Origin of the sequence: Sulfitobacter sediminis (assembly GCF_040811725.1) — a bacterium.
GTDB classification, from domain to species: Bacteria; Pseudomonadota; Alphaproteobacteria; order Rhodobacterales; family Rhodobacteraceae; genus Sulfitobacter; species Sulfitobacter sediminis.
Genome location: NZ_JBFNXX010000030.1, coordinates 16,684 through 28,195 on the forward strand (window position 1 = coordinate 16,684; position 11,512 = coordinate 28,195).

At 55.0% G+C, this 11,512-nt stretch carries 10 protein-coding genes; 7 read left to right on the plus strand and 3 right to left on the minus strand.

Annotated elements, in window-relative coordinates; genetic code table 11:
- Positions 1-2: 2 nt before the first annotated feature.
- The gene (locus AB2B41_RS20980) at positions 3-269 is read left to right on the plus strand and encodes a hypothetical protein (protein ID WP_367879787.1); all 267 of its coding nucleotides are present in this window, start codon (positions 3-5) and stop codon (positions 267-269) included.
- On the plus strand, positions 266-2,635 hold the full coding sequence (locus AB2B41_RS20985) for a phage/plasmid primase, P4 family (protein ID WP_367879788.1): 2,370 nt from the start codon (positions 266-268) through the stop codon (positions 2,633-2,635). Before AB2B41_RS20980 ends, AB2B41_RS20985 begins: the two co-directional genes overlap by 4 nt.
- A 666-nt stretch (positions 2,636-3,301) precedes the next feature.
- Here AB2B41_RS20985 and AB2B41_RS20990 read toward each other — a convergent pair.
- Positions 3,302-4,825 carry a hypothetical protein gene (locus tag AB2B41_RS20990; RefSeq protein WP_367879789.1) on the minus strand — a complete coding sequence of 508 codons (1,524 nt, stop codon included), beginning with the start codon at positions 4,823-4,825 and terminating at the stop codon, positions 3,302-3,304.
- Positions 4,826-4,915: 90 nt separating this feature from the next.
- The gene (locus AB2B41_RS20995) at positions 4,916-5,158 is read right to left on the minus strand and encodes a transposase (protein ID WP_367879790.1); all 243 of its coding nucleotides are present in this window, start codon (positions 5,156-5,158) and stop codon (positions 4,916-4,918) included.
- A gap of 385 nt (positions 5,159-5,543) precedes the next feature.
- On the opposite strand from AB2B41_RS20995, the gene AB2B41_RS21000 reads away from it, so the two are divergent.
- The 5 genes from AB2B41_RS21000 to AB2B41_RS21020 all read left to right on the plus strand — a co-directional run bounded on the left by AB2B41_RS21000 (position 5,544) and on the right by AB2B41_RS21020 (position 10,345).
- Complete coding sequence (locus tag AB2B41_RS21000; protein WP_367879791.1) at positions 5,544-6,185, plus strand: glutathione S-transferase family protein; 642 nt, start codon at positions 5,544-5,546, stop codon at positions 6,183-6,185.
- A 250-nt stretch (positions 6,186-6,435) separates the two neighbouring features.
- Positions 6,436-7,209 (plus strand): SDR family NAD(P)-dependent oxidoreductase, encoded by a 774-nt coding sequence (locus tag AB2B41_RS21005; RefSeq protein WP_367879792.1) that lies wholly within the window; start codon positions 6,436-6,438, stop codon positions 7,207-7,209.
- A gap of 566 nt (positions 7,210-7,775) precedes the next feature.
- A complete protein-coding gene (gene nrtS / locus AB2B41_RS21010; RefSeq protein WP_367879793.1) occupies positions 7,776-8,054 on the plus strand; it encodes a nitrate/nitrite transporter NrtS in 279 nt (92 codons plus the stop codon).
- 11 nt (positions 8,055-8,065) lie between these two features.
- Entirely contained in the window at positions 8,066-9,355 is a 1,290-nt protein-coding gene (locus AB2B41_RS21015; protein ID WP_367879794.1) for an adenylate/guanylate cyclase domain-containing protein, read from the plus strand.
- A 360-nt stretch (positions 9,356-9,715) separates the two neighbouring features.
- Positions 9,716-10,345, plus strand: a complete 630-nt coding sequence (locus tag AB2B41_RS21020) for a tetratricopeptide repeat protein (protein ID WP_367879795.1) — start codon at positions 9,716-9,718, stop codon at positions 10,343-10,345.
- Between the two features lie 132 nt (positions 10,346-10,477).
- On the opposite strand, the gene AB2B41_RS21025 is transcribed toward AB2B41_RS21020, so the two are convergent.
- Entirely contained in the window at positions 10,478-11,197 is a 720-nt protein-coding gene (locus tag AB2B41_RS21025; RefSeq protein ID WP_367879796.1) for an alpha/beta fold hydrolase, read from the minus strand.
- Positions 11,198-11,512: the final 315 nt, after the last annotated feature.

The window sequence follows — 11,512 nt, forward strand, 5'->3', positions numbered from 1 at the left end:
TCATGGAGAACAAAAAACAAGTGACCCGGAACCTGTTGGGGCAGGAACCGGGTCGGAAAAAACGCCATGCATCTGCGGCGAATAGCTTAAAAATAGCATATCGCGAAACCAAGCGCCACCACACTGGCACGCCTTATCGTGTGACCCCCGGTTGGAAAAGGGGGTGCCGCGTGAACAAGTTGCAAATCCTCTACCTCCATCGCCTTCACGGCCTGACCGAAGCGCAGGCTCATGGTCTGGCGGTTTTGATTTGGGGGGCAAGCTATTGAGCGATATTTCCTTTCAGACAGGTAAGGCCGATCTGGCCGGTTTTGACCCGCGAGACGTAGCGCGCCAGTTGATCTTAAATGGATACCGCCCGGTGCCGTGTTTGGGCAAGACTGTGAAAATTCCCCGCTGGACCGAGATTGACTTCACCGAGGAAGACTTCCGGCGTCAGCAAAATGTGGGCATTAAGACCGGAGACGGCATCGCGTTGGTTGACCTTGACGTGACAGACGCAGATGCAGCGGCAGCAATCACCGCAGAATGGAAAAGACGCCACAAAGACGGGCTGCAGCGCACTGGAAAAGCGCCTAAGACCGCGTTCCTGGTGGCAAGTGACCTGCCGCGCAAGATCGTCTTGAAGCTACCTGCTCTTGGCCCCGACCAGAAGATCGAAGTCCTTGCGCAAGGGCAGCAGTTCATTGCCTATGGCATCCACCCTGACACCGATGAGCCGTACAAGTGGCACGGTCTTGACCCGCTGGACAAGTTCCTGGGCGTCAAGAGCCAGTTGCCGTTTGTCAGCGCTGCCCAGATCGATGACTTCGTTCAATGGGTAAAGGAGACATACGGGCCTGAGGAGCCCGCTAAACCGTTGGCAAAACTGTCCGCGCGGGCCGCACCCAAGCAGATTGCAACAGATAGCACAGAAAGCCCGTTTTGGCGCAAAGTGAACACCGCCGCGCTGGCCGATCTAGATTGCTGGGTTCCTTCGCTATTCCCGACTGCGACGAAACAGGCTACCGGCGCGTGGCGCGTCAAATCCGTCGATCTTGGCCGCAACCTTGAAGAAGATTTGAGCCTGCATCCAGACGGCATTAAGGACTTCGGACATGAAGTCCCAATGACCGCTATTGACGTTGTGGAGCAATTCGGTGGCAAGACACCGAAGGACGCGGCGTTTTGGCTTTGTAACAAGCTGGGCGAGGCACCAGCCAGCTTTGGGTGGCGGGAGGCCGCAAGTCGCGCGCATACATCGGACGGCACACCGCGCACAAACGCGCCCGACGAATTCGACCTGTCACACGATGCTTTGACCCGTGACCTGGGCGCACGATCTTGGGACCTGAACGCCAAGCATGTCGCCATTTGGGGTAAATGGCTGTTCTGGACTGGTACAAGGTGGGAGATGGACGAGCGCTTGCACCACATGACCGAAATTCGCGATTATTTAAGCACACGCGCCAAAGAATTGGCGGACTGGGCGAGCGCCAAAGTCGAGAAAGAAAAAACATGGGCGAAAGACCAAGGCCGCGCATTGCGCAGCAAGGGCACTGTTGCCGCCATTGCCGACCTTGCCCGTTCCAATCCGGCCAGTGTTGCCGCGGCCGAGGACTTCGATGCAAACCTGATGTTGCTTGGCACGCCGGGCGGCATCGTTGACCTGCGGACTGGCACACTGCGCCCCGCGCGGCGAGAGGACATGGTAACAAAGCTGACCGCCTGCGCACCGGCGGAACCGGGCATTCGGCCTGAGCGATGGCTGTCGTTTCTTGGTGAAATCTTCAATGGCGACCAAGACGTGATCGCTTTCATGCAGCGCGCAGCGGGGTACGCACTCACCGGCGAAACCCGCGAACATAAGCTGCTGTTTCTCTACGGCACCGGGCGCAACGGAAAGAGCGTGTTCCTGAACACACTGATGAAGGTCCTTGCTGACTATGCTCGACGCGTTCCCGCGGCCACTTTCCTGTATTCTAATACCGAGCGCCACCCGACCGAGATTGCCGGTTTGCACGGCGCGCGGCTGGCCGTTGCCTCAGAACTGCCCAAGGGCAAGACGTGGGACGAAAGCACAATCAAAGACCTTACCGGCGGCGACCGCCTGACCGCGCGGCTAATGCGTCAGAACTTCTTCGACTTTGACCCGCAACTCACGCTGATGATTGCCGGGAACAATATGCCCTCATTCAGAGGCGTCGACGAAGCAATCCGTGCCCGCGTTGTCCTGGTGCCCTTCACCGTCACCATACCGCCTGAGAAGCGTGACACGGGCTTGCCTGACAAGCTGCAAGCTGAAGCCCCGGCAATCCTTCGATGGGCCATAGACGGCGCGCTGGCGTGGCAGGAGCGGGGCTTGGACGTACCGGCCAGCATCGCGGCGGCATCGGCGGAATACTTCGACGATGAGGACACTGTTGCGCAATTCATCGAGGATGAGGCCGAGGTGCAGGTCGGAGCGTTCACGAACGGGGATGACGTCGCCCGCCGCTTCACTCAGTGGTGTGAACGCCAAGGGCTGCACCCGTGGGCCAAGCGAACGCTGATGAAAGAACTGCGCACCCGTGGCTTTGAGGACGCCAAGAGCAACGGTTCTCGTGGCCTGCGGGGGCTGAGACTGCGCCCTTGGACCGACTTCAATGGAACCTGAACGTGTTTAAGGGACAAAAGGGACAAAACACAGACTATCCACCGTATAGGGGAAAAACACCTTCTTACACGTATACGGTAGATAATAGGCGAAGTGTCCCTTTTGTCCCTTGCCGCCGCAACCCGCTGGCTGGTCCTCCCGAATTCGATGCCAAGCAATTGCGCGATATCGGTCTGGCAAGGTGCGAAATGCTTTGCGATGCTCACGAAGAGGCCAGAAAAGCGTATCCTTTCTGAATTCGAAATGCCAATGGAAGGCAGGTCTGCGCGCGTCAAACATGGCAATGCTCTTTGATTAAGGAGGAGGAATGCTGAACGTCGACTTCGGGCTCTTCTGAGACATCCGAGTCATTCTGTCGGATGAACTAAATGCCGCCGTCAGCGGTCATTCATGCCTAGCTCGCGGCACGGCAAAGTCCGCTTTCGCGCTGCAATGACCGCCTTTGCCAACACCGGCCACTCGTTTTGCCTGCGTTCGATGTCTCAGAAGCGGACGGAGCTGACCTTCGAGAGCGCGACGTCAACTGGTGGCTGAGGCCCTGAGCTGCCCTTGGGGTTCAGTCTATGTGCCGCGGCACAGAGTTCCCAAAGCAGCCTTTCGCGCGCCGCCACGACAACATCAGTGCTTCGACTCCGCTCGGAACACGCTCCACCACGGCACAGGTTTTCATTTCTGCTTTTTCTGTATCTCGCGCACGCGGCAAACCATTTCGTCGGCGTAGGCCTGTTCAATTTCCTTAGCAATCGCCGCCTGGTTGTTGCGCACAATGTGCTCAAATATGCTGTCCAGCATCGGGCCGTCCGCCAGATCTTCTGCCATCTTCTTCGCAATTTGTTCTTCTGTGGCCTTGCCTTTCATTTTGAGCCCTTCTTCACGTGCCCAATCCTTGGCCTTTTTCGCAATCAGGTCATTCAGAAAAGCCAGATCGATCGCTTTCCTGATCCCACCAAGCCCAAGCCTTGTGACAAATTTCACCAACACGTCCGCTGCCATGTGGTCGAAGATCCGCGTGGGCACGCCCTTGAGCATGATCGGGACTTCCTTTGCGGCGCGGCCAGTGAACTCCTTGGCCACCTGTTTTTTTGCTGAGTTCATCGCGACGAAATAGACTCGGTCCGTTAGTTTCGACCACCAAGAGCAACGCTTAAGGAACTGGTTCCCGAGTTTCACGACCAGCCTCTTGTCGATCAGCTTCGCGGCGAATTTGTCGAGCAGAGATCTCGAAACGAGTCTCCCCAGACCTGCGGTGAAACCGCCGAAGGCCGCACCGTTGACTACATCGAGGAGCACCTTCTTGGAGGAATGGGACATGTTGACCTCCGATCCGGAGAGCGCACGCCCGACTTCATTGGCTGTTGAGGCCATGAACTTGGTCCCGCCGCCCACAAGTGCGCCGTAGCCCACGGCCGCAAGTCCGGTTGCTGGGGCCGCAACTGTCATGGCAGAGGCTCCGAAGATCCAGAATGAAGTTTCCTTCACCACGGTCAATCCCGTCTCCCAATTCTCAGCGCTCCCAGTCAACTGCTTTATCCAGCCCTGTAGAGCCCGTTGGTAAATCTCAATCTTTCTCTTTGCATCCGCGTAGGCGCCTTCAAAGACGGCCATGTTGCGTGCTCTGACCACCTTTTCCAGCTTGGCGACGGCATTGGCTGAGGCTTTGCGTTCCGATGTTGGTTCGTTTCCTTCAGAGCCCACCCAATTGCTTGAGAAGAAGGCGACAAACGGGAACTCGGCATTCACTTCCAACTGAAGGTCATGGCGATACGCAATGTTGTCGTGCGCCATCTTCACGCGCCGAAATGTCTTGTCCATGCTCTTGGCGTTTTGCTGCTGGCAGGCCTTCCATTCCTTTTCGTTGTAGATCTCGATGCCCTTAGGCGTTTTCACGGGGTAGCACTTAGCCTTGGGGTCCAACAGCCAAACTACTGAGCCTTTCGGCACCGGCTGTTTCGCCTTACAGGACTTGGCCGCTATCTTGTTCTTCGGATGCTTGAGTAAGACACCAATATCCGTGTTTCTGTATTCTTTCGCGATGTCTTCAAGCGTGCGGTCAGCTTTCAGCTTGCAGGAGACCCACATGGTCAACTCCGGAAAAAATCTAAACAACGGGCGGCGCAGAGCCCAGTCAATCCACCGGAAGTGTTCCTCCAAATGGATCAACTGGCAAGGAATTTTAGGGTCCTTGGACAATCAACGTGATGCGATCAAAGCTGCTATGAGGTTCCAGTAGGCGGCGTAGCTGCAATCGGTTTTGTCGTAGCGTGTAGCTATGCCTCTGAATTATTTTATCTTTGCGAAGTAATTCTCGCCCAAATGCCGCCACTTGTAGACTTCCTTGTCGTAGTTGCGCTGGAATTTGCGGTTGGTCTTCGGCGGAATCACGGCGGTCGCGCCCCGGGTATCAAGGTCTTTGAGCAGCCAATCGGTGTCGAACGCCTTGTCCGCCAGTAGTGCGTCAAAAGACACATCGCGGATCAGCGGAGCAACGCCCTTCATGTCGTGCGCTTGCCCTAGGTCTGACAAGCGCTGCAGGGCGGAATCCTTCCCTTTAACGGTTTTTTGACAACGAACCGCTGCAATATCGTGCCGAATCCCGTGCCCCGAACAGCACCTGCCAAGGGTATTCGAACGATCGAATCGGGCCCGAAGCCGTAGACCCGGAGCTGCAATCGGGATTTCTGAGGTTGAATGTCTGCTTCCCGTAGGTGCGAAAGTTCATAACGCGACTGCGGAGAATGGCTGGTTCCGGCCCATCGTTTCGAATGCTGCGCTTAAGACCGTAGTCGGCTAGGGGCTCCGAGCCGCCGTTCGCCACAGTCTGCACGAACGACTGCAACGCGGACGAACCGGTCCTTGAATTTGGGTTCGTGCCCCGTCAAGCTCTTTAAAGTTTATGGGGTGACTTGGCATGTTGGAAGTATGGGGTCGGAAAACTTCATCGAATGTACAGGCCCTGATGTGGTGCATCGGAGAGCTGGGTTTGAAATACGTCCGTCATGACGCGGGAGGTATCTATGGCGGTACTGATAGTGACGACTTTCTCGCCATGAACCCAAACGGTACCATCCCTGTGCTGAGGGACCCGAACCTCGGGCCGCTTTGGGAAACCGGCGCAATCTGTAGATATCTCGCAACAAGGTATGGCAGTGATAGCTTTTGGCCCGGTGATGTGGTCGCTCGGGCTGACGTTGATCGATGGGCAGAGTGGGCCAAGCTCAACGTTGCTATGGCCTTCACGGTACCCGTCTTTTGGCGTGTCGTGAGAACTCCAATGGCGCAACGCGATCAAAAAACTATTCAGTCGGCAGTCGATGCTCTGGAACAAAAGCTGGCAATTGCCGATACTGCTCTTGCTACGCGTTCCTTTATCGTAGGCGACGAACTCACACTTGCTGACATACAGTTTGGTCACATTCTTTTTCGGTATTACGATATCGGGATACGCCGTGCCGACTTGCCGAATGTGCAAGCCTATTACAAACGTCTCGCCGAACGGCCCGCCTTCCGAGAACACGTAATGCTCTCCTACAACGAGTTGAAAGTAGATTAACTCCAAGCTTGGTGTGCTGTGCCTTCCAGGCGACGTCCGCTTCGGGCGGCGGTGTCAACGGGTCGACGCACCAATGACCGCAGTGCGGAAACCGGTCGATCGCTGCGCACGCCTGGGATGTCTCAGATCGGGGACCTTTGAGACATTGGAACTCGGAAATCCAATGTCCCCTTCTCCGCCAAGGCAGCGCAAAGTGACTTTAATCCGTCCGTTATGTAACCTGCGCCAGAAGTTGGAAAAGGAACCTCATATGGACATCTCTGGGGCGGTAGCTTTTGTCACGGGTGGTAGCGGTGGACTTGGCTCCCGCATCTGTACCCTCCTCGCCAACGAAGGTGTCCGTGTCGCGATAGGCTATCATCAAGGCAAAGACCGGGCCGAAGCTGTGAGGGAGCGCATTGAGGCTGCTGGTGGAACGGCGCTCACCATCCAACTGAACCAAACTGACCCGGTTTCAATTGAAAGTGCCATATCTAAAGTCGTCGCTGATCTGGGATCGCTGGACATTGTCGTAAACAACGCAGCAATTGCTTCAGGTGGGCACTCGATTGAACTCGGTGATCTCGATGCATTCACCCCGGAAATCTGGGACGAAATGATGACAGTGAATGTGAAGGGGCCCTATCTTGTCGCCCGTGCTGCCGCGGCTCACCTGCGTGCCTCGAAGTGGGGCCGCGTGGTGAATATTGGTTCTACGCTCGGCCATGGTGACTGGTATCAGGATCGAATATTTGCTCCCAGCAAGGCAGCAGTCATTCCCCTCACGCGGTTCTTGGCCGCAGCTTTGGCGCCGGATGTTACTGTAAACTGTGTTGCACCGGGGTTGATGGTAGAAACTGCGTTGGGAGGTGGCGGTCCCAAGCCGGGTGGCGACAATGCAGCCTACGATGTGTGGCAGGAAAGGGCCGCCTTGAAGAGCTTTACCGACATTGACGATGTCGCTTCTCAAGTCGTTTATTTCTGCAAGTCGCGCACGACCACAGGGCAGAGCATCGGAGTGGATGCAGGCGTCCACTTCCACTAACGTCACAATCCGGACATAGCAAATTGCAGGATTGAGGTCGGCTCAGGGCTCTTCTGTGACATCCGAGTCTTTTCATCAGATGACCGGAAAGCTGCCGTCAGCGGCCACTCATGACCGGCTAGAGCCCCAGCAACGTCTGCTTTCGCGCTGCAACGACCGCCTTTGCCAACACCGGCCACTCTTTTTGACTGCGTCCGATGTCTCAGAAGCGGACGAACCGGACGGATGCATCCGCGGCAAGTCCTCTCGTCCAGATGACCGCCCAGGAACTAGAACGTCGCTGCGGCGTAGACCAATTTCCCGAATGCGGTCGTTCGAACCGTACTTAATGAGCCGGAGCAGAACCGGTCGATCGCCGCACCGGTCTCAGATGTGGACAAAGCCGCTGTTTGTCACAAGCCGAGCAAATGCCGTTATATGGACCAAAACGGCATATCGGTAGCAAGTTGACAAGATTGCTCGGACAGCCCGCTCACTCTTGACGTTTGCGCTTAGAACTTGGTGACTTTGCGCTTTTTGTGGAAAGATGACAGCAACACACACATCGTTACGTCCGGACAAGTACCATGATTGCCTCGAACGAGGATACCGACCAGTCGCTACGAAGGCTGCTTTTCGGAGACGGAACACCTCGTAAGGCCCTTCTAACCGCGCTTGTCGTCGGAACGATTCTGACAATCATAAACCATGGTGACGTTCTTTTGGCCGGAGGCATGCCTCCTCTCTGGAAAGTGCTGCTGACATATTGCGTGCCGTACTGCGTGACAACTTGGGGCGCATTTACTGGAAAACGGGCGCAAATCAGGCGACGCCATTCAGAGCGAAACCTCGCAGTCGACAAATAGGTGGTACAGCAATGAACGCAGAGCAGTTTTTCAACCAGAAAACCATACTGGATTTGAGCTTCTTCAATTTCCGGAATGCCATCACTGCAGCTTACTTTGCGAACCGCGATCTCGAAATTCTAAGAGTGAATGAGAATTTCCGCAGTTTCTTCCCCGTGTTGGGTAACGTAACGAACGCTTCGATGCCTGATGTCCTCGAGCAACTGGGCGTGCCGGGTAAACAAATCGATCAGTACCGCGAAGACCTGACCGCCAAGGGATCGGTTTTGCTTCCGAAGGTTGAGATATCAGTGAACGGCAATCAGCGCATTTTTTCACTGCTCTCAGCCCACACAACGGATAGCGATTTCTCCTACCTGAACGGTGTACAGGGCCAATTCGTTGATCGAACAGAAGAGTGGTCACTTCGTCGTGAACGCGAAGAGCTATTAGCTCAGAAAATCAAGGACCGTGAACTAATAGAGGAAAAGAGCAAACAGCTGGAGAATCTGGCCAATAGGCTGGCAAAATACCTGTCTCCACAGATCTACAGTAGTATCTTTTCCGAAACAGAGGACAAGTCCCACACACACACACGAAAGAACTTGACCATCTTCTTTTCAGATATCGTTCGGTTTACCGATCTGAGCGATACGCTGGAGCCTGAGCGTTTGGCAACGGTTATCAACTCTTACCTCTCAGAAATGACGAATGTCGCGCTGGAGTATGGTGGAACGATCGACAAATTTATCGGTGATGCGGTCTTGGTGTTCTTTGGGGATCCCGAAACGCAAGGTGAAGCCGAAGATGCGATGAGATGCGTCGAGATGGCTCTGAAGATGCAAGAGCGCATCGCCTCGCTGCAAAGCTACTGGAAAAAAAGCGGTATTCCCAATGATTTACAGGTCCGCATGGGGATCGCCACAGGCTATTGCACGGTGGGTAACTTTGGTTCTGATCAGCGCCTGGAGTACACAGCCCTTGGCAGCCCTGTAAACTTGGCCGCCCGACTGCAGGATATGGCTGCACCCGACTCAATACTGGCAGATCAGAACACCCTTTCCCTGATTGGTAGGCACGTGATCAGTGAACCGAAGGGCGAATTCACGCCAAAGGGTTTTGCGCGAGACGTCCGATACTTCCAGATCAATGGACTTGCAGAAACCGCTCTAAAGAGACAAGGGCGGGAACTGTCTCATATTGGGAAGCATGTCGAGGTAAATGTGCTCAACAGCTCCGATATCAGGGCTGCGATCGAGGAATTGGCGGAAATCCAAGAACGCTTTAGAAGGCAGATCGATCAACCCATCTCCGAAACATAGCTAGTCGAAGCAACACCGACCGGCAGCAAGCGCAGTCTTAGTGGCGGCTTCGGACTCTCTCCGGCCATCTGAGCGTTTTTGTCAGATGTCCGGTCTTGGGCATCATTCCATCTCCCTGGTCTTGCCTGTGAACCTACCTGGGTTCCCTATTGGGCCTCTCGGCTACCCAAGAGGCCTAGAATGGGTCCTACGGGTGTGGCTACCTGCCTCCCGATATCTGGGCATGTCTGCTAGGCGCTCGCCTCTATTTCCATTCAAAACGCATACCGATTTCCTCCGATCAGCGCGTAGGGCTCAGCAGCAGTTTGACCGCGCCCAATTGGCTGATAGGGTCACCAAGATAAGGTGGTGGGGTAACCTGTGCTCAAGAACTCTTGGATCGCGATATTTGCTCTAAAGTTGATGTTGGCGGCACCTTCTGAAGCCCAGGAGCCTGTTCTAGACTATAGCGCAAGCTTAGCAGCATATAACGCTGGCGATTACCGGACCGCGTTGAACAACTGGCACTCCCTTGCTGAGCAGGGCCATCCTGCATCGCAATGCAGCCTTGGATATGCTTATGAGCATGGCTTTGGTGTGCCACAGGATTACTCTGAGGCAATTCGTTGGTACAAGGCCGCGGCCGACAAGGGCGACGCAAGGGCGCAGGCTTTTCTTGGGCAGATGTACGAAAAGGGCCTGGGCGCTCCACAGGACTACATGGAGGCAATCCGTTGGTACACGGTCGCTGCCAAACAGAGCCATGGTTGGTCACAGAGCAAGCTTGGAGAAATATACAGACGGGGGCAGGGCGTACCGAAGGATTTCGTCTCAGCCCACATGTGGTTCAATATCGCGAGTGCAGTTGGTGACCCCATGGCCTCATTCAGACGAGCAGAGTTGAAGAAAAGCATGACACTGGTGCAGGTAGCAGAAGCCAAGGCACGCGCCCGCGTCTGCATGTCATCTGGATATGACGACTGTAAGAAGCCACACCTGCGCTCACGCTAGGATGCAATGCTTAGCTGCCGTCGGCACTTGGACAACGGCCGCTTTGGCGTCGGAACGACGGTGTTCGCGAGAACCTGACTTTTGTCTGAACAGCAGCCGTGTTTGAGTAGCGGACCAAACGGACTTTGAGCGTCAGGATTTCACATCGTCCAGAAACGTTTGGATGCGCTCAGGGATGGAAAGGTGTCGCCAAGACGTTTCGTGAGGAACCTCTACCAACTTATCAAGCACAAAACCCGGGATAACTCCAACTAACGCTTCTAGGTCTGGGAGATGTGGATCATTTCCTCCGACCACACCGGCGCAGCGCACACCAATTTTTTCTAATTTTTCTTGGGCCAGGCAGATGATTTCGGGCATCCCATCCACGAGTGCGTCAAAAGCATCGTAGTCCGGATTAGGGGTCATGCCTGCTCCATTTTCGCGAGCCCACTCGGCGAATTCCCGATATCGGTCCATCCCATCATCGCGCGTCCATCCTGTGCCAATCAAAAAAAGTGAAGAAACACGTGAAGGAGCTATCGTCGCCAATTTGAGGGCTATTTCAGCTCCAAGTGAGAAGCCAATAACGTCAACGGTCTCAGCTGCCTCGGCATCGAGGACTTGCAGCTGGTCCTCTACGAGCTTCAACCCATAGCTTGAAGGGTTGTGTGGACGGCTGCTGTGTCCATGCCCACGCAAGTCAGGAGCAATAACTTTGGCCCAATCGCCGAGTTTCCCAGCAACTCCGTTCTGGGTCCACATATCTGACCACATGCTAACCCCATGAATGAGTAGAACCGGTCGGCCTGTGCCAGTTACATTGTAGACCAATTCTTCCCCGTCTTTGGTGTTCAACAGGCAGGTTCTCATCAATGTTCCTCTGTTCACATCCACGCATGGGCAGCAATCCTGGCATGTGGAACGAATGATGCAAGCGGTCAGCTTCGGGCTCTTCTGAGACATCCGAGTCTTTCTATCGGATGACCTCAAAGTCGCCGTCAGCAGTCATTCATGCCTAGCTCGCGGCGCGGCAAAGTCCGCTTTTGCGCACAACGACAGCTCTTACTAACTTCGGCCATTCGTTGCGGACAAGATCGATGTCTCAGAAGCAGGACAAAACTGACGCTCAAGAAATCTTCAGCTCACCAATTTGTACAACGGCCACTCTTCAGGAATTCCTTTGAG

Excerpts from the sequence above, each read along its gene's own strand:
- AB2B41_RS21015 (WP_367879794.1), top strand. The coding sequence starts at position 8,066 with ATGAACGCAGAGCAGTTTTTCAACCAGAAAACCATACTGGATTTGAGC.
- AB2B41_RS20980 (WP_367879787.1), top strand. The coding sequence starts at position 3 with ATGGAGAACAAAAAACAAGTGACCCGGAACCTGTTGGGGCAGGAACCG.
- nrtS (WP_367879793.1), top strand. The coding sequence starts at position 7,776 with ATGATTGCCTCGAACGAGGATACCGACCAGTCGCTACGAAGGCTGCTT.
- AB2B41_RS21025 (WP_367879796.1), bottom strand. The coding sequence starts at position 11,197 with ATGAGAACCTGCCTGTTGAACACCAAAGACGGGGAAGAATTGGTCTAC.
- AB2B41_RS21005 (WP_367879792.1), top strand. The coding sequence starts at position 6,436 with ATGGACATCTCTGGGGCGGTAGCTTTTGTCACGGGTGGTAGCGGTGGA.
- AB2B41_RS21000 (WP_367879791.1), top strand. The coding sequence starts at position 5,544 with ATGTTGGAAGTATGGGGTCGGAAAACTTCATCGAATGTACAGGCCCTG.